Source organism: Gemmatimonadaceae bacterium, from assembly GCA_019752115.1.
Classification (GTDB): Bacteria; Gemmatimonadota; Gemmatimonadetes; order Gemmatimonadales; family Gemmatimonadaceae; genus Gemmatimonas.
In genome coordinates this window covers 1-25,867 of the sequence record JAIEMN010000083.1, presented here as the reverse complement: position 1 = coordinate 25,867, position 25,867 = coordinate 1, and the positions used below count along the sequence as shown (strand labels likewise).

The following is a 25,867-nucleotide window of genomic DNA, read 5'->3' as shown; positions in this document are numbered from 1 at the left end:
CCCCGCAACCCGCCAACCCACACGCACCAAAGCACTTATGGGCCAGACGGCGATCCGTGACCGGACACGCCTGACCCCGAACTGATCAGTTCGGGGTTGGGGGTTCTGGGGTTCGGGGTTGATGGGTGGGGAAAAGGAAAAGGCCCGGTCCAAGACCGGGCCTTCTTTCGTTGAGCGCAGGACGCCCTTACTGCATCCCGCCCTGCTTGCTCTTCAGCCACGTCATCGGGATGACGAACAGCGGCGAAAGGAACAGACCAAGCAGAATGTTGATCCAGGTGAGCGCCATGTAGTAGGCGGTCATCCCGAGCGAGGCCCAGATCGTTCCCAGCGTGCCGTGAAATTCCACTGTCGTTCTCCGAGGCGAAGGTCTGGCGCTGGTGGTGCGCCGGATGCGACCAAGAGTAGTCGAGTCGGGCGGTCGATGGTAGGGGGAGATCGCAGGCGGAGGTTGACGTGGCGCGCGGGGTGGGGCATAGCTCCCGTATGCTGACGTTTCCGGACTCGCCGGCCGCCCTGCTCGAGGCCACGCTCGATGTGGCGTTGTCGGGGAGCAGTGGGCCGCTGGTGCTGGCGGTGTCGGGTGGTCTGGATTCGATGGCCCTGATGTACGCGGTCGCGCGCTGGGCGCCCGATCGGATCGCCGCGGTGGCGACCTTTGACCATGGGACCGGGGCCTACGCCACCGAGGCCGCCTCGCTGGTCGCGGCGCAGGCCCGGCGGCTGGGGCTGACGGTCGTGCGTGAGCGCGCCCGCACCGTGGGGCGCACCGAGGCCGCCTGGCGCGACGCGCGCTGGCAGTTCCTCGAGCGGGTGGCCAAGGGGTTCCGGGCCCGCGTGGCCACGGCGCACACCCGCGATGACCAGCTCGAGACCATCGTCATGCGCTTTCTGCGCGGTGCCGGGGCGCGGGGGCTCGCCGCCCTCGCGGCGCCGTCGCCGGTCATCCGGCCGTGGCTCTCCGTCACCCGCGCCGAGCTGGCCGCGTGGGTCGCCGAGGAGCAGATCGCGTATCTGGACGACCCCATGAATACCGACCGGCGGCTGCTGCGGGCGCGGGTCCGGCATGATCTCCTGCCGATGCTCACCGCGGCGCAGCCCAGCTTCGCCGCAGACTGGCTGGCCCTCGGTGAGCGCGCCGCGCAGTGGCGGCGCGATGTGGACCGGTTTCTGGAGCACGAGGGGCTGGTCGTGAGCCCCGACGGCCGGCGCGTGCTCCTGCCCAGCCGCATCCTCGACGACGCCACCCCGGAGGCGCGCGCGGTGCTGTGGCCGGCGATCTGCGCGCGGGCGGGGGTCACGCTCGATGCCACGGGAACTCAGGCGGCGGTGCGGTTTACCACCACGCGTCGACGGGGCGCGCAGTTACCGCTGGCCGGTGGCGCGCTGCTCCTGCGTCGGCGCGAGGGGGCGCACGAGGTGTTCGAAGTGCGCCACCACGCGCCCGCGGGGCCGATGGTGGACTGGCAGGGAACGTCAGATGCGCTGCCGCCTCGATTCGGGCGGTGGCGCTTTCGTCGTCTCGGGGAAGGCGCGCCTTCGGAAGGGGGTGATCCGTGGATGATGGCGTTGCCTGCCGGGAAACCGGTCGTCGTGCGCGCATGGGCACCAGGGGACCGCATCGTCACGGTGGGGGCCCCAGCAGGGCGACGGGTAACACGGTATTTTTCGGAGTCCCGTGTCCCAGTCCCCGACCGACCCTCGTGGCCGGTCGTGCTCATCGATGATGTGCCGGCTTGGGTTCCGGGCGTTTGCTGCGCTGCCGCAGCGCCGTCCCGGCCCGGTCGGTCGGACCTGATCTGGTATCGCTGTGAGCGTGAGCGTGACTGAGAGCAGCACGAGCAAGGTGGACCCGCGCCTCGACGGACGCGCTGTGAAGCGCATCGTCTTCGACGCGCCCACCATCCAGGCCCGCGTCGAGGCGCTGGGTCGGGACATTACCGCCGCCTATCCCGACGGCGATCTGCTCGTGCTGGGGCTGCTCAAGGGCAGTTTCATCTTCCTCAGCGACCTGGTCCGCCACGTCACGCGGCCGCTGCAGGTCGATTTCCTCGTGGCGTCGTCGTACGGCGATGCCATGGAATCGAGCGGCGTGGTCCGCCTCCTCTACGATCCGGAAACGGAATTGGAGGGGAAGCACATTCTATTGGTGGAAGACATCGTCGACTCCGGGCGCACCCTCCAGCGGCTCATCGAGCTGTTGGGAGAGCGCAAGCCGAAGTCGCTCGAGATTTGCGCGTTGCTCCACAAGCACATCGCCGAACATCTGCAGCATCCTACGAAGTTCGTCGGGTTCGACGCGCCACACGAATTCCTGGTCGGGTACGGGCTGGATCATGCCGAGAACTTCCGGCACCTCCCGTACGTGGCCAGTCTGGAGTAACGCGGTCCTCTCATGGCACCCAACATGACGCCCTCGCCCAAGAAGTCGACCAACTGGGCTCGCTGGTCCAAGACGCTCTCGTTCTGGATCCTCGTGATCCTGATTCCGGTCGCGTTCCTGTCCTATGGCAACGGCCGCGAGCCGGTGGCCCCGGACATCTCGCTCACCGATTACCGCGCACAGCTCGAGGCCGGCAACATCAAGGCGGTCTCGTTCCAGTCGGATAACGTCATTGCCGGGCAGTTCAATCAGAAGGTGAAGGTGCCCGGCGGGCGTGAAGTGAGCCGCTTCAACGTGCGCCTGGTGCCGGGCTCGGCGCCGGACGAACAGAAGCTGCTCTATGCCCGCAACGTGCGCGTGTCGGTGCAGGAGCCGCGCGCCAACTTCGGCAGCCTCATCGTCACGATGCTGCCGTACATCCTGCTCATCGGCTTCTGGATCTTCCTGTTCCGCCAGATGCAGGCCGGTGGCAACAAGGCGTTCTCCTTCGGCAAGTCCAAGGCGAAGCTGCTGAGCGGCGACACCCCCAAGGTGACGTTCGCCGATGTGGCCGGTGCCGACGAAGCCAAGGTCGAGCTCCAGGAAATCATCGAATTCCTGAAGGACCCGCAGAAGTTCACCAAGCTCGGCGGTCGCCTCCCCAAGGGCGCGCTGCTGGTGGGTCCGCCGGGTACCGGCAAGACGCTGCTCGCTAAGGCCGTGGCTGGTGAGGCCGGCCGTCCGTTCTTCTCGATGTCCGGGTCCGACTTCGTCGAAATGTTCGTCGGCGTCGGTGCCTCGCGCGTGCGCGATCTGTTCGAGCAGGGCAAGGCGCATGCGCCGTGCATCATCTTCATCGACGAAATCGACGCCGTGGGCCGTCATCGCGGCGCCGGGCTCGGTGGCGGGCATGATGAGCGCGAGCAGACGCTCAATCAGCTGCTCGTCGAGATGGACGGCTTCGAATCGAACGACGGTGTCATCCTGATCGCCGCCACGAACCGCCCCGACGTGCTCGACCCCGCGCTGCTGCGCCCGGGCCGCTTCGACCGCCAGATCGTGGTTGATGCGCCGGACCTCCGTGGCCGCGAGGGCATCCTCAAGGTGCATCTGCGCAACAAGCCCATCGCCGACGACGTGAGCGTCACGGCGCTCGCGCGTGGCACCCCGGGCATGGCCGGCGCGGATCTCGCGAACCTCGTGAACGAAGGCGCGCTGCTCGCGGCGCGCAAGAATCACGAGAAGATCTACATGAGCGATCTCGAGGAAGCGAAGGATCGCGTCATGCTCGGTGCGGAGCGCAAGTCGCTGGTCATGAAGGACGAGGAGCGCCGGCTCACGGCGTTCCACGAGGCGGGGCACGCCGTCTGCGCCATGATGGTCGCCGGCAACGATCCGCTCCATAAGGTCACCATCGTGCCGCGTGGCCGCGCGCTCGGTATCGCGTTCACGCTCCCCGAAGACGATCGCGTGTCGGTGACGCGCGAACAGCTCGAGGCGCGGCTCGTGATGGCGTACGGCGGGCGGGCCGCCGAAGAGATCGTCTTCGGCCACAACCGCGTGACGACCGGCGCTGCGAGCGACATCCAGCAGGCCACCAGCATCGCGCGTCGCTACGTGACGCAGTGGGGGCTGTCGGATTCCATCGGCCCGATCCTCGTGGGCGACAACGAGCAGGAACTCTTCCTCGGCCGCGAGATCCAGTCGCGCCGCGAAGTCTCCGAGCAGACGGCGCAGCTGGTGGACGGCGAAGTGAAGCGCGTGGCGACGCAGGCCCACCAGCGGGCGGTGGCGGTGCTCAATGAGCATCGCGCGCTGCTCGATGCGGTGGCGACCAACCTGCTCGAGCGCGAAACGCTGAGCCGCGAAGACATCCTGCTGCTCAAGGACGGCAAGCCGCTGCCGCCGCGCACGGGCCCGGACTTCCCGCCGCCGGCGCCGCCGGCCGCGATGCCGACGCCGGCGCCGACGAGCCGCCCGATCACGCCGCCGCTCCTCGGTGGCCCTGAGGTCGCGCCGGCCTGAGTTGAAGCGCCGTCCGCGTTTTCACGTCCCAACCCCCATCGTCGCCGCACTCGTGGCGACGATGGTGCTTTTGGGCACCTATCTCGCCACCGCCGCTCCCGATCTCACGTTCTGGGACGCGTCGGAGTTCATTGCCGCCGCGCACACCCTCGGCATTCCGCATCCGCCGGGAACGCCGGTGTGGGTGCTGCTGGGCAAAGTGGCGACGCTCCTCTTCAGTCAGACGACGCCGCCGCGCGCGGTGACACTGCTGTCGGTGTGGGCCGCGGCGCTCACCGGCGGTCTGAGTGCGTGGCTTGCGGCCCGCTGGGTTGGCGGACGCGGGGCCGTGGTCGCGGCGGTCATTGCCGGCACCACCTACAGCATCTGGCTCAATGCCACCGAGAGCGAGGTCTACGCGGTGGCGCTCCTCGTGAGCGTCGCCATGCTCGCGGCGGGCGAGTGGGCCGGGCGACCCGATGCCAGCGACACACAGCGCGAGCGCGGCCGCGCGCTCATCGCCTTTCTCGTGGGGCTCGCGGTCCCGCTGCATCTGTCGGTGCTGGTGGCGCTCCCCGCCGCCATCGCCTTCGCCTGGGGTGGAGCGCGGCCGCGCCCGCGCGAGCTGCTCGCATGGGGCGCCCTCGCGGCGCTCGGCTTTTCGGCGGTGGCGCTTCTACCGCTCTTCTCGGCGAACGGGCCGATGATGGACTCGGGGCACCCGGTCACGCTGCGGGCCCTCCTCGCGGTGCTGCGCCGCGAGCAGTATCAGGTGGCCGGCCTCTGGCCGCGCCTGGCGCCGCTCTGGCTGCAGTTGGGGAACGTCTTTCAGTGGGCCGACTGGCAATTTGCCTTTGGCGCGCATCCGTTCACGACCCCGTCGCTGGCCCGCACGAGCGTGACGGTCGTCTTCGCCCTGCTGGGCGCACTCGGGCTGCGGGCGCTGTACGCGCATGAGGCGCGTGTGGCGCGCGCGATGGCGCTCCTGCTGCTCAGCGGCACGTTCGGGGTGGCGCTGTGGCTCAACATGCGGGCGGGGCCAAGCTTCGGCGCGGGCGTGCTGCCGGCCGGGGCAACGCACGAGGCCCGTGAACGCGATTACTTCTTCGTCCTTGGCTTCTGGGCCTGGGGGATGCTCGCCGGCGTCGGAGCGGCCTCGTTGTCGTTGCGACTGCGTGAACGCTTCCCGCTGCCGGTCGCGCTGCTGCCGCTGCTCGTCGCGCTCGTCCCCCTCTTCGCGAATCGACCGGTGGTCGATCGCACCGGTGAACCGGTCGCCACGCTGCCGCGCACCTATGCCCGGCTGCTGCTCGATGGGATGCCGCCCAACGGCGTGCTGCTGGCCGGGGGCGACAATGACACGTTCCCCATGTGGTACCTGCAGCAGGTGGAGGAGCGGCGCCCCGATGTCACGGTCGTGACGGTCCCGCTGCTCGGCGCACCGTGGTATCGCGCGGAGCTGGTGCGACGCGGGCTGTTGGCGCCGGAAGCCGTGGCGGCGTGGCCTGGCCTGAGCTCGGCGCTCGCGTCGCTCACCATCCGGGCCACTCAGCAGCGGCGCCCGATCCGGGTAAGCACCATGCTGGATCGGCGCGACCGACTGGCCGCGGCGCCGCGCGTGGGGTGGGCACTCGAGGGACTCGTCTGGCGCGCCGACACCACGCTCGGCGCCGGCCGTACGGGGCTCGACCTTGCCGCGCTTCGGCGAGCGAACGGGCAGGTCCCGCGCTCCGCGCTCACGGCGCTTCCGCCGGGCGGGGATCCCGCCGCGGCGCTCGTGCAAACCCTGCTGCGTTGCACCGCCGTGACGGACCTCGCAGATACTCTCCTTGTGTCGGGGTGCGGAGGGATCTAACCTTATGTGCTATGCCAATTTCCGACCCTGTTGCGACTGCAGTTCGTGAGGCCGTTCTCGAGGTGCGGGAACGCATCGCGGCGGCTCGCGCACGGGGGGGCCACGGGCAGGACGTGACGTTGGTGGCGGTGACCAAAACGCACGGGCCCGAGGCCGTGGAAGCGGCCTGGGCGGCAGGTGTCACCGACGTTGGCGAGAACAAGGTGCAGGAAGCCGAGGGCAAGATGGCGCTCGTCACGGCACCGGTTCGCTGGCATCTCATCGGTCATCTGCAGCGCAACAAGGCCAAGCACGCCCTCGCCTTCTCCCTGGTCCACAGCCTCGACAGCGAGCGCTTGGCCAGCGCGCTGCACGATGCCGCGGTGGCCAAGGGCGCGGTGCTCGACGTGCTGCTGCAGGTCAACGTGAGTGGGGAAGCCACGAAGGGCGGCATCGCGCCCGCCGATGTCCCGGCGGTCGCGGAGCGGTTGCATGGCCTGCCACAGCTGCGGGTGCGTGGGGCCATGACGATGGCGCCATTCGAGGCCACCGAGACGGAGCTCCGGCAAGTGTTCCGCGGGGCGCGACAGATGCGCGACGCACTCCGTGCGGCGGGGCATCCGGCGGAGTGGTTGAGCATGGGAATGTCGGGCGATTACGAGATCGCCGTGGAAGAAGGGGCGACGCACGTGCGCCTGGGGACCGTGCTGTTCGGCAGTCGAACCTGAAGAGACCACTGGATCATGGCTGACGGCGGCTTTCACCTGACCGCGCTGGATGTTCGGCGCTACGACTTCGGCAACGCGCTGCGGGGCTACGATCGCGCGCGCGTCGATCAGTTCCGCGAGCAGGTGGCGGAGGAGCTGGAGCGGCTGACGCGCCAGTTGCAGGAGCTCGAAACCGAAGCCCGCGTGGCGCGCGAGCAGCTCAAGGGCTTTCAGGAGCGCGACAAGGCCATCAACGAAGCGCTGGTCAGCGCGCAGCAGTTGCGCGCGGAAATTCGTGAGCAGGCGGAACGCGAAGCCCAGCTCCTCCTGCGCGAGGCGCAAGCGGAGTCCGAGAAGCAGATGACCGCCGTGCGCGACGAGATTCGCCGGGCGGAAGAAGAGCTGCAGTCGCTCTGGCGGACGCGCCGCGCGTTTCTCGCGCAGCTGCGTCATCAGCTCGAGCGCCAGCTCACCGAACTGAACTCGGCCGAATCGGAACCGGTGCCGACCATTGTCACCCCGCGTGCCTCGGGCGCGCTCAACGTGACCGATCCGGCCGCCGTCGCCAAGGAAGTGCGCGAGCTGCCTCCCCGGCCGGCGCTACCGACGCCGTCCTGGCTCGACATCGTGGAGGATGACGCCAAGTGACGATCACGCCCGGATCGCGCCCGCAGTTGCAGTACACGCAGGAGCACACGCAGGTCGGGCTGTCGCACCCGGCGCTGGGGCTGCATGCGCGCGAGCGTATCGAAGCGTGCGCGCAGGCGATTCGCGCCCGCTTCGCCAAACCGGTCGATGTGGCGATCATCCTCGGCACCGGCCTCGGTGGCCTCGCCGAAGAGATCCAGGTCGAGCAGGTCATCGACTACGGGGAGTTGCCCAACTTCCCGCTGTCCACCGTGGAGTCGCACAAGGGGCGGCTGCTCTGCGGCACGCTCGGTGGCAAGACGGTTGTGGCGATGCAGGGGCGCTTTCACCGCTACGAAGGCTACACGCTGCAGCAGGTCACCTTCCCGGTGCGCGTGCTGCGGGCGCTCGGCGCTGAGACGCTGATCGTGAGCAATGCCTGTGGGGGCATGCACCCGCTGTGGCAGCCCGGTGATCTCATGCTCATCGCCGATCACATCAACCTGCTGGGCGACAACCCGCTCATCGGGCCGAACGACGAAACGCTCGGGCCGCGCTTCCCCGACATGAGCGAGCCGTACGACACCACGTTGCGCCGCCATGCCCGCGAGGCCGCGCAGGCGGCCGGCGTGCCGCTGCGCGAGGGCGTGTATGTGGCGGTGCAGGGGCCCAACCTCGAAACGCGTGCCGAGTACCGGTTCCTGCGCGGTATCGGTGCCGATGTCGTGGGGATGTCCACGGTGCCCGAAGTGATCGTGGCGGTGCACGGCGGCATGCGTGTGCTGGGGCTCTCCATCATCACCGACCAGTGCCTGCCGGACGCCCTCGAGCCGGCCAGCCTCGATCAGATCATCGGCGTGGCGCGCCGCGCTGAACCCGGCCTGAGTGCCGTGGTGAAGGGCGTGCTGGCGCGCCTGTAATCGCCTGCGTCACCCGACGCCTCGCTTTCCCGTTGCTTTCGCGTTCATGACCGCACCGCAGGATACCGTCCGTTACCCGTTGCTCGCCGATACCACCGCCGATGATCTCGAGCGGGGGGTGCTGGCGCGTTGGGAGTCCGAGCAGCTCTTCGAGCAGACGCTGCATGCGCACGCCGGCGCCAAGCCGTTCGTGTTCTTCGAGGGGCCGCCGACGGCCAACGGCCGTCCGGGTATTCACCACGTCTTTGCGCGCACCATCAAGGACCTCTTCTGCCGCCACCGCGCGATGCAGGGGTACTACGTGCCGCGCAAGGCCGGCTGGGACACGCACGGCCTGCCGGTCGAGATCGAGGTCGAGAAGGAGCTGCAGCGCGAGGAAGCGGAGCGCCGTGGCGTCGATCCCAGCGAGATCGCCAAGCTCGGCGGCAAGCAGCTCATCGAACAGGTGGGCGTGGCGGAGTTCAATCGCCGCTGCCGCGAGAGCGTGTGGAAGTATCGCGGCGAGTGGGAAGACCTCTCCAAGCGCATCGGCTACTGGCTCAACTACGGCGACCCATACGTCACCTACGAGCACGACTTCGTGGAGAGCGAGTGGTGGGCGCTCAAGACGATGTTCGACAAGGGCCTGCTCTTCAAAGGCCACAAGATTCTTCCGTACTGCGCGCGCTGCGGCACGGCGCTTTCTAGCCACGAAGTGGCGCAGGGCTACGAGGATGTGGAAGATCCGAGCGTCTACGTGGCGCTCGATCTGCTCGACGCCGATGGCAACGCACCGGCGATGCGGCAGCGCATCCTGGTGTGGACGACCACGCCGTGGACGCTCGTGTCGAACACGGCGCTCGCGGTGCATCCCGGTCTGACGTACGCCGAGCTGCGCAAGAAGACCGGCGCCGAGTGGACGATCGTCCTCGCGGAAGCGCGCGTGCCCGGAGTGCTCGGCGGCGACTGGGCCGATCGCTGGGATGTGGTACGCACGATGAGTGGGCGGGACCTGGTGGGCCGTCGCTATCGTCGCCCCCTCGACTGGGTGGCGTATCCGGAAGAGGGCCAGCACGAGATCATCGTCCCCGAAGAGTTCGTATCGGCCGAGGATGGCTCGGGGGTGGTGCACATGGCGCCGGCGTTCGGTGCCGACGACTACGCGGCCGGCCAGCGGCATGGTCTCGCGTTCGTGCAGCCGGTCAACGCGCGCGGCGAGTTCGTCGAGGGCGTCCCCGAAGTGGCGGGGATGTTCGTGAAGAAGGCCGATCCGCGCATCATCGAGGTGCTCAAGGAACGCGATGTGCTCTGGAAGGCGTCGCAGTTCACGCACGCCTATCCGCACTGCTGGCGGTGCGGGACGCCGCTGCTCTACTACGCGCGCGGCTCGTGGTTCGTGCGCACCACGGCGGTGCGCGACGCGCTGCTGCAGCGCAACAGCCTGGTGAACTGGAACCCGAGTGAGATCGGCACCGGTCGCTTTGGCGAGTGGCTCGCCAACAACGTGGACTGGGCCATCTCTCGCGATCGCTATTGGGGCACGCCGCTGCCGGTGTGGATCAACGATGCCGATCCGTCGGAGATGGAGGTCATCGGCAGTTACGCGGAGCTCGCCGCCAAGGTCGGCCGCGCGCTCCCCGACGACTTCGATCCGCACAAGCCGCACATCGACGCGTACACGTGGCCGGCCCCCAGTGGCACCGGCACCATGCGTCGCGTGCCGGAGGTCATCGACACCTGGTTCGACTCGGGGTCGATGAGCTTTGCGCAGTGGCACTACCCGTTTGAAAACCAGGACAAGGTCGCCGCGCAGTTCCCGGCCGACTTCATCTGCGAAGGCGTCGATCAGACGCGCGGCTGGTTCTACTCGCTCATCGCGGTGGCCACCACGCTGGGCGATGCGCTGCCGAACAACGGCGACAATCAGGCCGCGCCGTATCGCAATGTCGTGGTGAACGATCTCGTGCTCGACGCGCAGGGGCAGAAGATGTCCAAGTCGCGTGGCAACGTGGTCAGCCCGTGGGATGTCATGCAGCGCCATGGCGCCGATGCGGTGCGGCTCTTCCTCGTGGCGTCCAGCCAGGTGTGGGTGCCACGCCGCTTCGATGAGAACGCCATCCGCGAAACGGCGGGGCGCTTCCTGCTCACGTTCCGCAACGTCTATAACGGCATCTTCGCGCAGTATGCCAACTTCGGCTGGGCGCCCAGCGCGCAGGATCCGGCCGTGGCCGAGCGTCCCGCGCTCGACCGGTGGATCCTGTCGCGGCTGTCGCGGGTTGAACAGGACGTGAACGCCTCGCTCGACGCCTACGACGCCACCGGCGCCGCGCGGCGCGTGATGCAGTTCATGGATGACGACGTCTCGAAGTGGTATGTGCGCCAGAGCCGGGCGCGCTTCTACGAGGTGGACGGCGCCGACAACCGGGCGGCCTTTGCCACGCTGCACGAGGTGCTCACGGTCGTGTGCCGGCTGCTCGCGCCGTTCGCGCCGTTCATCACCGATGAGGTGCACCGCGCGCTCACCGGCACCTCGGTGCACTTGGCGCCGTACACCCGGCCCACGCCGACGCCGGTCGATGTCACGCTCGAGGCCGCCATGGACGACATCCGGACGCTGACCGGGCTCGGACATGCCGCACGGGATGTCGCCGACGTGAAGGTCCGCCAGCCGCTCCCGGCCATGCAGTGCGTGGTGCCCGGCGATCCGACACCGGTCGCCGCCCTCGGCGCCCTGCTGGCATCCGAGTTGAACGTGAAGCGCGTGGAGTTTGTCACCTCCACCGACAACCTCGTGTCGCTCGAGGCCAAGGCCAATTTCCGCGTGCTGGGCAAGAAGTTCGGGAAGGAGACCCCCCTGGTGGCCGAGGCCGTGCCCACCATGGATGCCGACCGGCTGCGCCGGCTGGCGGCCGGGGAGTCGGTCACGATCGAGGTGGGCGGGGTCGAGCGCTTGATTGCCCCCGAGGACGTCGCCATCATCCGGCGCGCCTCGGGCGCCGCCGTGGTGCAGGAAAACGGCGGCTACGGGGTCGCGCTGGATCCCACCATTACGCCGGAATTGCGGGCGGAAGGGCTGGCCCGCGAGGTCATCAGCCGCATCCAGCGGCTGCGCAAGGAAGCCGGCCTCGCCGTCAGCGACCGCATCGTGGTCGCGGTGGCAGGTGACGAGGAGCTGGAGGGCGCGGTCGCCGCGCATCGCCAGCACATCGCCAGTGAAGTGCTCGCCGAGCGGTTGCTGCTCGGTGGGGAAGCAGGGGCCTCCTTCGCCGGTACCGGCGACAGCGGCCCGTGGACCGTAACGCAGGCAGGGGACGTCGATGGACGCGCCCTGCGCCTCGCGCTCACCAAGGAAGGGTCGTGATGGCCGAATCGAAGACGGCGTCCACCAAGGACGCGAAGAAGCCGAAGCCGATGCCCAAGAAGCAGCTGCAGCATTTCGAAAAGCGGCTGCTGGAGGAGCGCAAGCGGGTGCTCAAGGAGCTCGGCCATCACGCCGAAACGATCGGCCCGAATGGCGAAGTGAACGACGGCGACAACAGCGCCTACTCGTTCCACATGGCCGATCAGGGGACCGACGCGATGGAGCGCGAGAAGGCGTTCCTCTTCGCCTCGAAGGAAGGGCGCTTCCTGTGGCACATCGATCAGGCGCTGCGTCGCCTGTACAAGGCGCCGGAAACGTTCGGCAAGTGCCACCAGTGTGGCGAAGACATCGCGTTCGAGCGCCTCGACGCGCTGCCGAATGCGCGCTACTGCATCGCGTGCAAGCAGCGCGAGGAAGACACCAAGAAGGGCTGACGTGAAGGTCATTGTCGCCCTGCCGGTGGTGCTTGGCATCGTCATTCTCGACCTCATCACGAAGGCGGTCGCGGTGGCGGTGCTGGCGCCGTCGGGGATGCCGAACCCGGTGTTCGGCGAGTGGTTCCGCTTCGCGCTGGTCTACAATCCAGGCGCGGCCTTTGGGCTGCACCTGGGGCAGTACTCGCGCTGGATCTTCATGGCGCTCACCGCCGGCGCGCTCGTGATTCTGTGGCGCCTCTATCGGGAGGCGGAGGATACCGACTTCCGACGCGTACTCGCGGTCTCGCTGGTCGCGGCGGGCGCCATCGGCAACGTGATCGACCGCATCCGGTCCGATCTCGGCGTCGTGGACTTCATCGACGTGGGCATCGGCGCGAACCGGTGGCCCACCTTCAACGTGGCCGACATCGCCGTGACCACGGGCGCGTTTCTGCTCGCCTGGGTGCTCTGGGGTGACGACCGGCAGGCGGCCCTGGCGGCGACGTCGCCCGGCGCCGGCTCTTCTGATTCGAGTGACCGCACGGCATGACGGCCATGAACCCCCACGCGCGCGCGGCCACCGCGAGCGCGGTCATCAACGATGTGCCGGTCGCGGCGTCCCAGCCGCGCTTCTGGATCATCGTGGCCGTGGTGATCGCCGCGGACTTCGTGAGCAAGCTGCTGGCGATGGAGTATCTCGCGCCGCGGCACATCCCGCACCGCATCATCGGTGACGTCGTGCGCTTCACGCTGGCGTTCAATCCCGGTGCGGCGTTCGGCATGCACCTGGGGCCGGCATCGCGGTGGATCTTCGCCACGCTCAGCGTGATCATCGTGGCGGTACTCATCAAGGCCACGCTGGACCTGACGCGCATCTCGAAGATTGCCGCGTTCGGCGTGCCGGTGGTGGTGGGGGGCGCGATCGGCAACCTCCTCGACCGCATCCGCCTGCGCGACGGCGTGGTGGACTTCATCGACATCGGCATCGGTGACGTGCGCTTCTGGACGTTCAATGTGGCCGATACCGCGGTCACGATCGGCGCGGCGTGTCTGGTCATCGCGCTCTGGCAGCAGGATTTGGCGCAGACGCGCGAGAGTGCGGAGATGAATGACAAGCGGCGATGACCTTCGCGGCGGGGGCGCGGAGGGGCGGTCGCTGCGCTTCGCTGGCGCGGACGCGGACATCGGCGAGCGGTTGGACCTTCTCGTGGCGCGGCGCGCCGAGCTGTCGCGTACGCAGGCGGCGACGCTCATTGCGAACGGCCACGTGACGGTGAGCGGGCGGCGCGAGAAAGCGTCGTACCGCGTCGAAGCGGGCGATGACATCGCGGTGGTGATTCCGACGCCGCCCGGGCGGGAGATCGTGCCGGAGCAGATTCCGCTCGATATCGTCTACGAAGACGAGCATCTGCTGGTCGTGGACAAGGCGGCGGGCATGGTGGTGCACCCGGCGCCGGGGAACTGGACCGGCACGCTGGTGAATGCGCTCATCGGGCGCGGAGAGCCGCTGGCCGAAGGCGGGGGCGAGGAGCGGGCCGGGCTGGTGCACCGGCTCGACAAGGACACGAGCGGGCTGCTCGTGGTGGCCAAGACCGATGCCTCGCACCGGATCCTGAGCACGGCGCTCGCGGCGCGGCAGGTCACGCGCCGTTACGTGGCGGTCTCGTGGGGTCACCTCAAGGACGACCATCTCACCGTGGATGCGCCGCTGGCCCGTGACCCCCGAGACCGGACGCGCATGGCAGTCGTCCAGACGGGGAAGGCCGCACGAACGGATTTCGTGCGACTGGCCCGCTTCGACAGTGTGGACCTGCTGCGCGCGCACCTCCATTCGGGGCGCACGCATCAGATCCGCGTGCATCTGGCGAGCGTGGGCCATCCCGTCATTGGGGATGACACCTATGGCGGGGGCGGGGGGCGCAAGTTGGCCGCGCTGCCTCCGCGTCGCCATTTCCTGCATGCGGCCTGGCTCCGCTTCAAGCACCCGGTCTCGGGTGCCCTCGTGGATCTGCGCTCGCCCCTGCCACCCGACCTGCGGCAGTCGCTCGCGGTCCTGAGTGCGATGCCGGAGCTCGCCTCGCACCAGGACCCGCTCGATGTCTTCGGATTCTACCAGGCCGACTAGCGCTGCTGCGGAACCGCCCGCCGATCCCCATCCGGGACCGGACGCGGGTGATGAGGAATTGCCGCCCCAGTGGCTGGTCGTGCGCTCGGGGCTTGGACGCTACGGGATTCCCATCGAGCAGGTAACTGAAGTCGTGCGCCCGGACGGGCTGATGGCCGTCCCCGGCACGCCGCCCATTCAGGCGGGCATCGTCAACGTCCGGGGCGCAATCGTCACGGTGCTGGACCTGCGGGCGCTCCTCACCGGAGAGCGTGCCGTCACGCCGGGGTCAATCGTCCTTATCGAGCACGGTGCGCGCCCGGTGGGGCTCACCGTGGATGCCGTGCACGACGTGCGCGTGACCGGTGATGAGGCTTCCGCGGGCCATGTCGAGCTCCTCGATGCGGCGCAGCTGGTAGCCGGACACCTGCATTCAGCCGAGGAGAGGGAACGGTGAGCCGAACGGTACTGATCTGCGACGACGCCATCTTCATGCGCACCATGGTGGGGGACATCCTCACGCAGGCGGGCTTCGAAGTGGTGGGCGAGGCGGAAACCGGTGTGCAGGCCGTTGAGCGCTATCGCGAGCTGCGCCCCGATCTCGTCACGATGGACATCGTGATGCCCGACATGGGCGGCATCGATGCCGTGCGCGAGATCACCAAGCATGACCCGCAGGCGCGCATCCTCATGTGCAGCGCGATGGGGCAGCAGGCGCTCGTCGTCGAGGCGATTCAGGCCGGCGCGAAGGACTTCGTGGTGAAGCCCTTCCAGCCGAGCCGCGTGCTCGAAGCCGTCAACCGCGTGCTCACCGCGGCGTAAGCCGCGGCGCACGAGCGGCTCCCCACGCTCCCCGGTCCGGCCATGTCCGCCACGCGCGACGCCGGCAAGTACGCGGCGCTCTTCCACGCCGAAGCGCGCGAGCATCTCGACGCCATCGATGCCGCGCTGCTCGCGCTCGAGCAGGCGCCGAATGCCGATGGCGCCGCCGAGCAGATCGCCACGGTCTTTCGCGGCATGCACACCATCAAGGGGATGGCGGCCGCGATGGGGTACACCGCGGTGGAGCGGCTCGCGCACGCACTCGAAGGGCGCTGCGAACCCGTCCGCCATGGCGACGAAGCGCTCGGCGCCACCCTCGTGTCGCTACTGCTCGAAGGGACCGAGGCCCTGCGCACGAGCATCACCGACGCCGCCGGCGGGGTCACCGCGCTGACCCCCGCGATCGAGGCGCTGTTGGCGCGCCTCAAGCCGGCAGAGCGCGTGAGCGGCATCGCGGCCCTCATGAACGCGATGCCGTCGCCGGAGACCGTGCAGCCGCGCGAGGCCGGCAGTGCAGAGCACGGGCTGCGGCTGGTGGAGGTCGCCCTCACCAGCGACTGTCCTCTCAAGGGCGTGCGCGCGATGATCGTGCTCACCAAGCTGCGGGCCGTGGGCACGGTACAGCGCACGACGCCACCGCTCGAGCAGTGGCAGGACGCGCACTTCGAAGGCGTGTTTGCCGTGGCGCTCAAGAGCCCGATTGCCGATGCCGATCTGGCGGCTGCCGTCACGAGTGCCGGCGAAGTCGCCCGCGTGGTGGTGCGCGATCCGGAGCAGGACGCGAAGAGCACGAAAGGCCGACGGGCAAAGGCGGCGCCGGTGGCCCCGACGGTCACGCGGACCGTGCGGCTCGACGCGCGGCGGCTCGATACGCTGCTCGAACTCGTGGGCGAACTCGTCATCACCCGCGATCGCCTGACGCGACTCGTGGACGGCATGGCGCACCCCGATCGCGCCGTGCAACGCACGGCCCGCGATACCGCGCGCCTCGTGAGTGCGCTGCAGGCCGAAGTGCTGCAGGCGCGTCTGCTGCCGGCCTCGGATGTGTTTGACCGCTTCCCGCGCCTGGTGCGCGACGTAGCGCGCGAACTGGGCAAGGAAGTGAGCTTCGTGGTGGAAGGCCGCGAACTCGAATTGGATCGCTCGCTGCTCGATGCGGTGGGGGATCCCATTCTGCATCTCCTGCGGAATGCGCTCGATCACGGCATCGAGCCCCCCGACGAGCGCCGCGCGCGCGGCAAGGCGCCTGCCGGCACGCTCGTGCTGCGCGCCGTGCGCGAGCGGTCGAATGTGCGCATCGAGGTGCGCGACGACGGGCGTGGGATCGATCGCGAGGCGGTGCTCGCCCGGGCCAAGGCCCACGGCCTGCTGGCCGAGTCCGTGCCGGCGCTCGATGATCATGAGCTGCTCCGCGTGATCGCGCATCCCGGACTCAGCACCGCCAAGACGATCACCACGCTCTCCGGGCGTGGCGTAGGCGTGGATGTGGTGAACACCCGCGTGCGCGCGCTCGGGGGGCAGCTGGCCCTCGAGTCCGTACCGGGGCAGGGGACCGTGTTCACCTTGCGGGTGCCGGTCACGATCGCGATCGCCCGCGCCCTGTTGGTGGAGGTCCAGGGGCGAATTTTTGCGATCCCCGCGGTGCACGTGGAGGAGTGTCTCGCCTATCACGACAGCCTGCAGGTGCATCACGCGGCGGGAGCCGCCGTCACCATCCGTGACGAGGTTGTTCCGCTCGTGGCGCTTGATGAACGATTCGGGCTGGCTCCGTCGTCAGCCTCTCGAGGGACCGAGGAGCAGCACTTGGCGATCGTCGAGCTGGGCGGCAAACGGGCCGCCCTGCGCGTCGACTCGCTCGTGGCGCAGCAGGACATCGTGGTGAAGCCGCTCGATCAGGTGCGCGGCGCGACCCCGTGGTTCAGTGGTGCCACCGTGCTGGGCGATGGCCGCCTGGCTCTGATCCTCGACGCCGCCAGCCTGCTCTGATGCCGATCATGCCCGCTCTCCATACGCTCAAGCACATTCAGCTCGACGCCCTGCGCGAGACGGCAAACATCGGCGCCGGCCACGCGGCCACGGCGCTGTCGCAGATGACGGGGAGCACCATCATGATCAAGGTGCCCGCCATCAGCATTGCCGGCGTGAGCGATCTGCCGGCCCAGTTCCAGCCAGCCGATGAGCCGGTCGCCGCGGTGTTCATGCACATGCTGGGCGATCTCACCGGCCGCACGCTGCTGATCTTCCCGAAGCCCACCGTCATGCGACTGGCCGAGCTCATGCTCCGCCGTCCCATCGGGTCGTCGGTGGCGTTCAGCGAGCTTGAGACGTCGGCGATCAAGGAAACGGGGAATATCCTGAGCGGCGCCTACATGAACGCGCTCAGCGACTTCCTGGGGATGCTGCTGCTGCCGTCGCCCCCGTCGATGGTCATCGACATGTCCTCGGCGGTCCTGGAGAGTGTCTTCGGCGAAGTGGCCGATGGCGGCGAGCGGGTGCTCTGCGTGGAGAGCGAGTTCATGCTCACCGAGCTCGATCAGACGCTGCGCGGCTTCTTCCTGCTGCTCCCCGACCCCGCGTCGCTGCAGGTGATGCTCCGCGCCCTGCGCCTGGCCTGAGCCGGAGCGCCATCGTGCTGCGGTCTCCCGCACCGAACACGCCGCCGACCGCCGGACGCGACGTCGAGCTGCTCCGGGCGATGCTCGCGCGCGTGGACCAGCACGACCCCGGGGCGTTCAACAATCTTGGCGTGCTGTATCACACTCGCGGGTTGCATGCCGAGGCCGTGGAGGCATTTCGCCGGGCCCTCGCCATTGATCCCCGGATGCGCACTGCTGCCCGCAATCTGGAGATCGCTGCCGCGCAGCCCGGGGCCTGCGAGGCCCGCCTGGCCGAACTGGCCAGTCGGCTGGCCACCGATCCGGATGATCGCGAGGCGCTGCTCGAGCGCGCGCGGCTGTCGCGCCTCATGGGGCGGCGCGAGGCTGCGCGGCATCAGCTCGACGCGCTGATCGCCGAGGATCCCGATGATGCCGCCGCCCTCTTCGAGCGCGCGCTGGTGGAGCAGCGCGAAGGCGACCTGCGCAAGGCGCAGCGGTGGCTCGAGCGGGCGGTGAACGCCGGGGCCGGCCACGATGCGGCGCTGTTGCTCGCCGAAGTGCTCTATCAGCGCGGGCAGAACGAGCAGGCGCTCGAGGCGGTCGAGGCGCTCCTCGTCGAGCAGCCCGCACTCGCCGACGCCCATCGACTGCGTGGCTTCGTGCTCGGCGACATGGGGCACCACGACGAGGCGCTGGCCGCCGCCCGACAGGCCGCCGCGCTCAATCCGGCCCTCGACACGCTCGACGGCGATCTCGCGCTGGCGGCTGATCACGCGGGCCCGTCGGTGGCCGCCGTCATGGCCGTGGAGTCGGAAGCGACGCTCGCGCATTACGGACTCGGGCTCGCCTTCCGGCAGCGCGGGTACTTTCGCGAGGCGCGCCGCGAGTTCGACCGCGCCGCCGCCCAGGGCGAAGACGCGCGGCTCGTGTCGCACGCGCTCGCCGAACTCGATCTGATCGACGGGGACGCCGCGTCCGCCCGTGCCCGGTATCGCGCGCTGCTCGATCAGGAGGAGACGGCGCGCTGGTGGAACGAGCACGGTGTCGCCTGTCATCAGGCGGGTGATCTCGCGGCCGCAGCCGAGTCGTATCGGCGGGCGCTGTTCGTGGATGCCCGCGACGCGCTGGCGTACAACAACCTCGGCGTGGCGCTGGCCGACACGGGTGATGCGGTCGCGGCCCGTGAAGCCTTTACGCGCGCCGCGGAGCTCGAGCCCGCGCTCGTGCTGGCGCGGCTCAATCTCGCGCGCGCCCTCGCGCAGGGCGGCGAGGTTCTCGCCGCGCTGTCGCTGCTCAAGGAGCTGGTGATGTTCCGGCCGCGCGAGGCCGACGCCTGGCATACCATGGGCGTCATTTTGGTGCAGCGCCAACGCCCGGCCGACGCCCGGGAAGCGTTCCTCAAGGCGATTGAACAGCGCCCGACGCACGCCGAGGCGCGCTTTGCGCTCGCGCAGGTGCTGGCCGATCTCGGCGATCACGAAGGCGCCGCACGCGAAACGCAGCAGGCGCTGGGCATCGCGTCGTATCGCGCCGAGGTGCGGCTCGCGGTGGGGATCGCACTGCAGCTCGAGTGTCCCGATGCGGTGGGGGCGGTGGACTTGCTGCGCGTGGCCGGCGGGACGCCGCTCGCGGGCGTGCCGATCGAAGAGACCGCACTCGACACGCTGCTCCCCGAGGCCGCGCACGACTCGGCCGTGCTGAGCGACGCCGAGCGGGCGGCGCGCAGTTGCGAGCAGGCCGATGACTTCGCGATGCGCACGCTGCACGGGGAGGCGGTGGAGCGCTATCGCGAAGCCCGCGAGCGCGTGGAGGGCCAGCCGGCCCACGCCGCGCTGTGGCGCCGGGCGGCGGTGGGCGAGGCGCGTTCACTCTGCCTGCTGCAGCGCGCGCATCTGGCGCGGCGCCTGCTCGAGACGCTCGTGGCCGAGACGCCCGACGATCCCGAGGTGTGCGCCCTGCACGCCGCCGCGCTGCTCGCCGCCGAAGAGGGGCGGGACATGGTGCGCGGGGCGCTCTTCCGCGTGTTGCGACAGGACGTGGCGAGCGCCGCCCTGCTGCACTTCGCCGGCGATGTCGCGCTGGGGCTCGACGACAGCGGGCTCGCGATGGCGTTCTTCCGCCGCGCGCTGGCACTCGACCCGTCGCGGCCGTCGCCCCGCGTCGCGATCGCGCGCCTGCTGCGCGAGCGGGGCGATCTGCTCGCCGCGCGCCTCGAACTGGTGGCGGCGCTCACCGCCGCCCCCGAGTGGCGTGACGCCCTGCTCGAACTCGCCCGCCTGCATCGCGAGGCCCATCGCCTCGTCGAGGCGCGCCAGGTGCTCGTGGGCCATCTCGCCCGCGTGCCCACCGACATCGATGCGCTCGCGCTGCTGGCGGAGGTGCTCGTCTACGAAGAGCGTGATACCGACGCGCGCATCGTCGTCGATCGCGTGCTGCGGCACGACCCGGCCAACGGGGCGGCGCGCTGGTACGACGGGTTGCTGCACGTCAATCGCGGGCGGCTGCGCGATGCGCAGGCGCAGTGGATGTCGCTCGCCTCGGATGATGCGGTGGCGCCCACGTGGCGCGGCCGCGCGAAGGACGCGCTGGCGCGGCTCCAGCAGACGGTCGCGGAGGACGAGACGTCCTTCGTGCACGTGGCCTGAGGTGATGACGATGCGCGCGCCCTCTCTGAGCATCGAAGGCCGGATCCGCGATCTCGGGCTCGGCGAGGTCTTTCAGCTGCTGTCTCGCGGGCGCAAGACCGGGACGTTGCACTGTGAGGCCCCGCTGCTCAGTCGGGAAGCGCGGATCGGGTTCGTGCAGGGCGTCATCGTGGACGCGGATGTCGCCGCCATGGGCCAGCGGTCGGCGGGCGAGGCGCGCCCCGCACCGGCGCCGCGCGAGATCGAGGAAGCGGCGCTCGACGTCCTCTGCTGGAAGGACGGGACCTTCCGGTTCCTCCCCACCGAGCCGCCGGCCTCGCGCGTGCGGCTGGCGGCGGAGCCGTTGCTGATTGAGGCCGCGCAGCGGGCCATCGTGTGGGACCGCATCGAAGCGCTCGTCCCGCACGCGCGGGTCGTGCCGGCCTTTGAAGATCTGGAGCCCGGGCAACTCCCCGAATTGCGCCTCACGCCGGCCCAGTGGGAAGTGCTGGCGCATGTGGACGGCGAACGGGACCTCGTGGCGCTTGCCACGGTGCTGCAGCGCGAGTTCTCGGACGTCGCCGAGCAGGTGCACGATCTCATCGCCATCGGGCTGCTGACCGTGCGCGAGACCCCGGTGGCCCCCCGTCGGAACCCGACGCCGCCCACGAATGCGGTCGTGCCCTCCCTGGAGGACCTCTGGGTCCCCGATCGCTACAGCGGCGGGGTCATTCGCATGCCGGGCGAGGCAGAGCAGGCGATTGACGCGATCTTCGATCCGGTGCAGGTCGGCGTGCTGACCCCCGAGGGCCTGCCGGCGCTGGAACTGCCGCCCAACGCGATCGCCGACGGCGTGCCGGAGCCGGCGCGGTCTCGAAGTGTGACGCCTGGCGCAGATCCTGCCGTTGCCACGACTGCCGCTGAGCCGTCTGTGAGACGGGAGCAGGTCGCGGACGCCGAGTGGGAGTCGTCTGCGCCAGGGGCAGGTCGTGCGTGGTGCCGGGAGGGTGACGAACGGCTCCGGCACGGTGACCTGCTGGGCGCAGTCTCCTGCTGGGAGGCCGCGATTGGCGCCGGGGTCCCCGATGAGGATGCGGAGCGCCTCCGCGAAGTCATCGCACTGGCCACGCGCTTGCACGCCCTCGTGCCGATCTGAGCGCGATCGGCACCGGCATTCCCACCCGTTCCGACAGGCGGACGGGCGACGCGACACGAGGAGCGGGCGCATGCCCATTGTCGATCACGCCACCCGGCTGATCACCTGCAAACTGGTCTACTACGGCCCGGGACGATCCGGGAAGACGACCAATCTCACCTACCTGCATTCCGCGCTGCCGGGAACGCAGGTGGGCGCGCTCACGTCGCTCGCGACCCGCAACGATCGTACGCTCTTCTTCGATTACCTCCCGGTGGATCTGGGCACCGTGGGGCAGTATCGCGTGCGGTTTCAGCTCTATACCGTCCCGGGGCAGCCGTACTACGCGGCCATTCGCCAGCTCGTGCTGCAGGGCGCCGACGGCATCGCCTTCGTCGCCGACAGTCAGCGCCATCGCTGGGACGACAATCTCGAAAGCCTGCAGGACATGCACGCCAACCTCGCCCAGCATGGCGTGGATGCGCGGACGCTGCCCATCGTGATGCAGTACAACAAGCAGGACCTGCCGCCGTCGCTCGCCGCGTCGGTGGCCGACTTGTCGGTGGCCCTGAACTTCCGCGGCGTGCCTGAATTCGCCGCCGATGCGCTGCAGGGGACCGGGGTCTTCCAGACCCTGCGGTCGCTCGGCACCCAGGTGCTGCGCCGACTCGGTGCCGAAGACGGCACCACCGCGGGCAAGCGCGCCGCGGCGGCCATGCAGACGCCAGCCTATTCCCCGGCACTCGCCGGAGGCGTGGCGGCGTGACCCCCGCGCTGCCGGCGTCGCTCGACGCCACGCTGCGCTTCGACACGTTTGTGGTGGGCGCGTCGAATCGGCTGGCGGCCTCCGCCGCCCGCGCCGTCGCGGACGCCCCGGGCGCCGCCTACAACCCGCTGTTCATCTACGGCGGCTCCGGGCGCGGCAAAACGCACCTGGTGGCGGCGATCGCGCACGCCGCCTGCGAGCAGCAGTCCGAGACGCGGGTCCTCGTGTCGAGCGGTGAGGAAGTCGCCGAGCATCTGCATCGCGCCATTGCGGCCGGTACGCCGGGGGCGTTCCTCGCGCACTACGAGCAGGTGGATCTGCTCATCCTTGACGATGTGCAGTTCCTCACCGGCCAGCGGGAGACGCAGAGCGAGCTGCTGCGGCTGCTCAATCTGCTCCTGCAGCGCGGTCACCAGCTCGTGCTCACGAGCGATCGCCAGCCGCACGAGATCGCGGATGTGGACGAGCGGCTGCTGTCGCGCCTCTCCGGCGGGCTCGTGGTGGATGTCGGCGCCCCCGACTACGAAATGCGCCTCGCCATTCTGCGCAACGTGGCCACCGCGCGCGCGGTGGAGTTCGCCGCCGGGGTCCTCGAGGACGTGGCGCGGCTCCCCTTTGCGAATGTGCGCGAACTCAAGGGCGCGCTCAACAAGCTCACCGCGTATCAGCAGCTCGAGGGCAAGCCGGTGGCCGCCGCCGATGTGCGCGCCGTGCTCGGTGAGCCGCGCGGCGAGCACCGGGTCGATCATCGCATCGGCACGGTGAGTACGCCCACAGCCGCTCCCCGCGTGACTGACCGCATCGAAGCGATCATTCCCGCCGATGCCGACTACGAAGGGTTCATTGCCGACGTCATGCACGAAGTCGAAGCCAAGGTGGAACCCTGGCGCGTGCAGCTCGGCGAAGCGCTCGGGCGCTGGCGCCAACACGGTTACAACGTGGCGGCGCTCGAGCGGGCCATGGCGCTGCCCACCGCGCCCGATGTGCCCGGCCTGCTCGATATGTTCGGCAAGGCCATCGAACATCTGCGCACGCTCGAAGTGCAGGCGGTCACCGCCGACCCGTCGCTCCGGGGCCATCCGGTGTTCCGCGATCCGTCGCAGATCGAGGAAGCCCGGGCGGTCGTACAGCGCGCGCTCGCGACGGCCACGCCGCTTCCGGCACCGCTGCCCACGCTCACGCGCGACGCGCTCGAAGTGGCGCCGGCCAATCAGCTGGCGCTCAAGGCGGTGGATGCCGTCATCGAAGAGCCGGGCGCACGATACAACCCGTTGTACCTGCACGGGCCATTGGGGAGCGGCAAGTCGCACATGGCCCACGCGATCGGCAATGCGGTGCGCACGCGATGGCCCGAGAAACTGGTCGCCTGTCTGTCGGGGCAGGCGTTCGTGGAGGAGTACGTCGCCGCCCTGCAGGAAGGTGCCGTGGAGCGCTGGCGCCTGCGCTATCGCGCGGCCGACGTCTTCATCCTCGACGATCTCCAGCAGCTGATCGGGAAGGAACGGACGCAGGAAGAGCTGTTCCATCTCTTCAACCATCTGCTGTCGCGTGGCGCGCAGGTCGTGCTCGCCGGCGACCGGTCGCCCCGTGATCTGCTCGGGCTCGCCGACCGGCTGCGTTCGCGCTTTGAGGGGGGGCTCGTCGTGGGCGTGCAGCCGCGTGAACGTCCGCGGCTGGAAACGCTCGTCGCGCGCGCGCCCGGCGAAGTGGACCGCTTCTTCGAAGATCGGGAGAAGTCGATCTGGCAGTGGCCGGATGTCAGCGGCCGACTGATCGAGGAATACCGGTAATGGGAGCGCACTGATGGCCATCCGCGGCAATCTCAGTGAGGCGAGTCTCGCCGATGTGCTCCAGCTGCTCGCGCTGGGACGCAAGAGCGGCGTGCTGTCGATCGCGCGGGAAGGGAGCTTCGGCTCCATCCACTTCACCGACGGACGCGTGGTGTATGCGGCGCTCGTCAATCGTCGCGACGGGCTTGGTGACCGTCTCGTGCGCGCGGGGCTCCTCGGCGCCGACGCGCTCGCGCGCGTCCTCGCCACGGTTGGATCGCACGATGATCGCGCCCTCGCCGAAGCGCTTGCCGCCCAGGCCGCCGTAGATGCCGACGCGCTCGAGCGCGAGTTCCGCGCCCAGGTCGAAGAAGCGGTGTATCACCTCTTCGCCTGGAATCAGGGCACCTTCAGCTTTGATCCCGCCGAGTCGCCGCACGCGCGCCACGATCTGGTGTCGATCAGTGCCGATGCGCTGCTGCTCGAAGGCGCCCGCCGCGTGGACGAGTGGACGCTCATCGAAAAGAAGATCCCGAGCCTCGATCTGATCTTCGAGCTGGACCACGCCCGCGTGGCGCAGCGTGAGGTGGAGCTGAGCGCGGCGCAGGAGCGCATACTGCCGTTGCTCGACGGCACGCACGATGTGCAGGCGATCATCGAACGTTCCGGCTTGAGCGAGTTCGACGTGGGGAAGGCGCTGTTCGGCATTCTCGCCGCCGGCTACGCGCAGCGGGTGGGGCGGAGCGCGGCACGTCGTCAGCCGCCGCCGGAAAGCCGGGTGGCCGAGCATCGCAATCTCGGCGTCGCGTTCTATCGCACCGGCATGCTCGAAGAGGCATTGGGCGAGTTCCGACGCGTGCTGGAGCTGCGTGACGACGACGGCGTGGCGCGGTTCCATGTGGGACTCATCCACGCGCGGCGGGGCGAATGGCGCGACGCCATTACCACCTTCGAACGTGTGGCGCAGGACCCCGACGCGCCGGCGGCGGTGTTCCACAACCTTGCGTTTGCGTGCGAGCAAACGGGCGACGCGTTTGCCGCCGCGGAGCATCTCGAGGAGGCGGTGCGCCGCGCCGGCAGTACGCCCGATCCGCGCATCGCGCTGTCGCGCGCCGTGCTCTGCTTGCGTGACCGCGATCTCGACGGCGCCGAGGAATTCCTCGCCGCGGCGCGCGCCCAATGGGGTAGCCGCCAGCCGAGTGCCGCGTGGTTCCATGTCGCTGGGCTCACCGCGGCGCTGGCCGGCGATGCGACCCGTGCGGCCGCGCTCCTGGAAGATGGGCTGGTGGCGCATCCGCACTCGGCGGCGCTGCACAACAACCTCGCCGTGGTGCACGAACGGCGCGGCAGCTACGAGCTCGCGGCCCGCACGCTGGAGCATGCGCTGCTGGAAGACGCCAACTGCCCGCATCTGCACAAGAATCTCGGCGACTACTACTATCGCGTGCAGCGCTACGATCAGGCGCTCGAGAGTTTTTTGCGCGTGGTGCGCATCGATGTGTCGCATGGCGCCGATGTGTGGCTCAAGCTCGGGAACATTCACTATCGCCGCGGCGCCGTGATCGATGCGCGGGAAGCGTGGGAGCACGCGCTGCGCCTCGATCCCGAGAATCGCATCGTCAAGGCCAATCTCGCCGCGCTCATTGGGGGCACGGCCACCACACCGGCCCTGGCGCCCGCGCCGGGGGCCACGGTGGGAGCCGCCGCGTGACACCGGGCGCGCGCGCGGTCGCGGACGCCGTCGCGGAGCTGGACAAAGTGAAATCGGGAAGTGCAGGAGGCTCGGGAGAGGTGGTCAAGGGAGACGGCGAGATAAAGAAAGAGGCGGCGGCGTTGCGTT

At 69.5% G+C, this 25,867-nt stretch carries 22 protein-coding genes; 21 read left to right on the top strand and 1 reads right to left on the bottom strand.

Annotated elements, in window-relative coordinates:
- Positions 1–187: 187 nt before the first annotated feature.
- Complete coding sequence (locus K2R93_22210; protein MBY0492567.1) at positions 188–349, bottom strand: hypothetical protein; 162 nt, start codon at positions 347–349, stop codon at positions 188–190.
- Between the two features lie 137 nt (positions 350–486).
- Between K2R93_22210 and tilS the strand changes: the two genes are divergently transcribed.
- The 21 genes from tilS to K2R93_22105 all read left to right on the top strand — a co-directional run bounded on the left by tilS (position 487) and on the right by K2R93_22105 (position 25,738).
- The gene (gene tilS / locus K2R93_22205) at positions 487–1,830 is read left to right on the top strand and encodes a tRNA lysidine(34) synthetase TilS (GenBank protein MBY0492566.1); all 1,344 of its coding nucleotides are present in this window, start codon (positions 487–489) and stop codon (positions 1,828–1,830) included.
- A 43-nt stretch (positions 1,831–1,873) separates the two neighbouring features.
- Positions 1,874–2,383 carry a hypoxanthine phosphoribosyltransferase gene (gene hpt / locus K2R93_22200; protein MBY0492565.1) on the top strand — a complete coding sequence of 170 codons (510 nt, stop codon included), beginning with the start codon at positions 1,874–1,876 and terminating at the stop codon, positions 2,381–2,383.
- A 24-nt stretch (positions 2,384–2,407) separates the two neighbouring features.
- The gene (gene ftsH, locus K2R93_22195; GenBank protein ID MBY0492564.1) at positions 2,408–4,387 is read left to right on the top strand and encodes an ATP-dependent zinc metalloprotease FtsH; all 1,980 of its coding nucleotides are present in this window, start codon (positions 2,408–2,410) and stop codon (positions 4,385–4,387) included.
- A 1-nt stretch (position 4,388) separates the two neighbouring features.
- Positions 4,389–6,221 (top strand): DUF2723 domain-containing protein, encoded by a 1,833-nt coding sequence (locus K2R93_22190; protein ID MBY0492563.1) that lies wholly within the window; start codon positions 4,389–4,391, stop codon positions 6,219–6,221.
- An 11-nt stretch (positions 6,222–6,232) separates the two neighbouring features.
- On the top strand, positions 6,233–6,928 hold the full coding sequence (locus K2R93_22185; protein ID MBY0492562.1) for a YggS family pyridoxal phosphate-dependent enzyme: 696 nt from the start codon (positions 6,233–6,235) through the stop codon (positions 6,926–6,928).
- A gap of 15 nt (positions 6,929–6,943) precedes the next feature.
- Positions 6,944–7,555 carry a DivIVA domain-containing protein gene (locus tag K2R93_22180; protein MBY0492561.1) on the top strand — a complete coding sequence of 204 codons (612 nt, stop codon included), beginning with the start codon at positions 6,944–6,946 and terminating at the stop codon, positions 7,553–7,555.
- A gap of 80 nt (positions 7,556–7,635) precedes the next feature.
- Positions 7,636–8,454 carry a purine-nucleoside phosphorylase gene (locus K2R93_22175; protein ID MBY0492560.1) on the top strand — a complete coding sequence of 273 codons (819 nt, stop codon included), beginning with the start codon at positions 7,636–7,638 and terminating at the stop codon, positions 8,452–8,454.
- 46 nt (positions 8,455–8,500) lie between these two features.
- The gene (gene ileS, locus K2R93_22170) at positions 8,501–11,794 is read left to right on the top strand and encodes an isoleucine--tRNA ligase (protein MBY0492559.1); all 3,294 of its coding nucleotides are present in this window, start codon (positions 8,501–8,503) and stop codon (positions 11,792–11,794) included.
- Positions 11,794–12,228, top strand: coding sequence for a TraR/DksA C4-type zinc finger protein (locus tag K2R93_22165; GenBank protein ID MBY0492558.1), 435 nt, complete (start codon positions 11,794–11,796; stop codon positions 12,226–12,228). Before ileS ends, K2R93_22165 begins: the two co-directional genes overlap by 1 nt.
- 1 nt (position 12,229) lies before the next feature.
- Complete coding sequence (lspA, locus tag K2R93_22160) at positions 12,230–12,760, top strand: signal peptidase II (GenBank protein ID MBY0492557.1); 531 nt, start codon at positions 12,230–12,232, stop codon at positions 12,758–12,760.
- Complete coding sequence (gene lspA, locus K2R93_22155) at positions 12,757–13,335, top strand: signal peptidase II (GenBank protein ID MBY0492556.1); 579 nt, start codon at positions 12,757–12,759, stop codon at positions 13,333–13,335. The genes lspA (K2R93_22160) and lspA (K2R93_22155) overlap by 4 nt, the downstream gene beginning before the upstream one ends.
- A complete protein-coding gene (locus tag K2R93_22150; protein MBY0492555.1) occupies positions 13,319–14,335 on the top strand; it encodes an RluA family pseudouridine synthase in 1,017 nt (338 codons plus the stop codon). The genes lspA (K2R93_22155) and K2R93_22150 overlap by 17 nt, the downstream gene beginning before the upstream one ends.
- Before the next feature lie 58 nt (positions 14,336–14,393).
- Positions 14,394–14,771 carry a chemotaxis protein CheW gene (locus tag K2R93_22145; GenBank protein ID MBY0492554.1) on the top strand — a complete coding sequence of 126 codons (378 nt, stop codon included), beginning with the start codon at positions 14,394–14,396 and terminating at the stop codon, positions 14,769–14,771.
- On the top strand, positions 14,768–15,136 hold the full coding sequence (locus K2R93_22140) for a response regulator (GenBank protein ID MBY0492553.1): 369 nt from the start codon (positions 14,768–14,770) through the stop codon (positions 15,134–15,136). Before K2R93_22145 ends, K2R93_22140 begins: the two co-directional genes overlap by 4 nt.
- 42 nt (positions 15,137–15,178) lie before the next feature.
- A complete protein-coding gene (locus K2R93_22135) occupies positions 15,179–17,122 on the top strand; it encodes a chemotaxis protein CheA (GenBank protein MBY0492552.1) in 1,944 nt (647 codons plus the stop codon).
- Positions 17,123–17,130: 8 nt separating this feature from the next.
- Positions 17,131–17,751, top strand: coding sequence for a chemotaxis protein CheC (locus tag K2R93_22130; protein ID MBY0492551.1), 621 nt, complete (start codon positions 17,131–17,133; stop codon positions 17,749–17,751).
- A 14-nt stretch (positions 17,752–17,765) separates the two neighbouring features.
- Positions 17,766–20,378 carry a tetratricopeptide repeat protein gene (locus K2R93_22125; protein MBY0492550.1) on the top strand — a complete coding sequence of 871 codons (2,613 nt, stop codon included), beginning with the start codon at positions 17,766–17,768 and terminating at the stop codon, positions 20,376–20,378.
- A 10-nt stretch (positions 20,379–20,388) separates the two neighbouring features.
- Positions 20,389–21,513 (top strand): DUF4388 domain-containing protein, encoded by a 1,125-nt coding sequence (locus tag K2R93_22120; protein MBY0492549.1) that lies wholly within the window; start codon positions 20,389–20,391, stop codon positions 21,511–21,513.
- A gap of 70 nt (positions 21,514–21,583) precedes the next feature.
- Positions 21,584–22,258 (top strand): GTPase domain-containing protein, encoded by a 675-nt coding sequence (locus K2R93_22115; GenBank protein ID MBY0492548.1) that lies wholly within the window; start codon positions 21,584–21,586, stop codon positions 22,256–22,258.
- Complete coding sequence (locus K2R93_22110; GenBank protein MBY0492547.1) at positions 22,255–24,048, top strand: ATP-binding protein; 1,794 nt, start codon at positions 22,255–22,257, stop codon at positions 24,046–24,048. The genes K2R93_22115 and K2R93_22110 overlap by 4 nt, the downstream gene beginning before the upstream one ends.
- A 13-nt stretch (positions 24,049–24,061) precedes the next feature.
- A complete protein-coding gene (locus K2R93_22105; GenBank protein ID MBY0492546.1) occupies positions 24,062–25,738 on the top strand; it encodes a tetratricopeptide repeat protein in 1,677 nt (558 codons plus the stop codon).
- The last annotated feature ends 129 nt before the right edge of the window (positions 25,739–25,867 follow it).

What these genes read in the sequence shown, in the direction of transcription:
- tilS (MBY0492566.1), top strand. Translation starts at nt 487, where the DNA reads ATGCTGACGTTTCCGGACTCGCCGGCCGCCCTGCTCGAGGCCACGCTC.
- ftsH (MBY0492564.1), top strand. Translation starts at nt 2,408, where the DNA reads ATGACGCCCTCGCCCAAGAAGTCGACCAACTGGGCTCGCTGGTCCAAG.
- K2R93_22185 (MBY0492562.1), top strand. Translation starts at nt 6,233, where the DNA reads ATGCCAATTTCCGACCCTGTTGCGACTGCAGTTCGTGAGGCCGTTCTC.
- K2R93_22180 (MBY0492561.1), top strand. Translation starts at nt 6,944, where the DNA reads ATGGCTGACGGCGGCTTTCACCTGACCGCGCTGGATGTTCGGCGCTAC.
- ileS (MBY0492559.1), top strand. Translation starts at nt 8,501, where the DNA reads ATGACCGCACCGCAGGATACCGTCCGTTACCCGTTGCTCGCCGATACC.
- K2R93_22165 (MBY0492558.1), top strand. Translation starts at nt 11,794, where the DNA reads ATGGCCGAATCGAAGACGGCGTCCACCAAGGACGCGAAGAAGCCGAAG.
- lspA (MBY0492556.1), top strand. Translation starts at nt 12,757, where the DNA reads ATGACGGCCATGAACCCCCACGCGCGCGCGGCCACCGCGAGCGCGGTC.
- K2R93_22150 (MBY0492555.1), top strand. Translation starts at nt 13,319, where the DNA reads ATGACAAGCGGCGATGACCTTCGCGGCGGGGGCGCGGAGGGGCGGTCG.
- K2R93_22135 (MBY0492552.1), top strand. Translation starts at nt 15,179, where the DNA reads ATGTCCGCCACGCGCGACGCCGGCAAGTACGCGGCGCTCTTCCACGCC.
- K2R93_22130 (MBY0492551.1), top strand. Translation starts at nt 17,131, where the DNA reads ATGCCCGCTCTCCATACGCTCAAGCACATTCAGCTCGACGCCCTGCGC.
- K2R93_22120 (MBY0492549.1), top strand. Translation starts at nt 20,389, where the DNA reads ATGCGCGCGCCCTCTCTGAGCATCGAAGGCCGGATCCGCGATCTCGGG.
- K2R93_22115 (MBY0492548.1), top strand. Translation starts at nt 21,584, where the DNA reads ATGCCCATTGTCGATCACGCCACCCGGCTGATCACCTGCAAACTGGTC.
- K2R93_22105 (MBY0492546.1), top strand. Translation starts at nt 24,062, where the DNA reads ATGGCCATCCGCGGCAATCTCAGTGAGGCGAGTCTCGCCGATGTGCTC.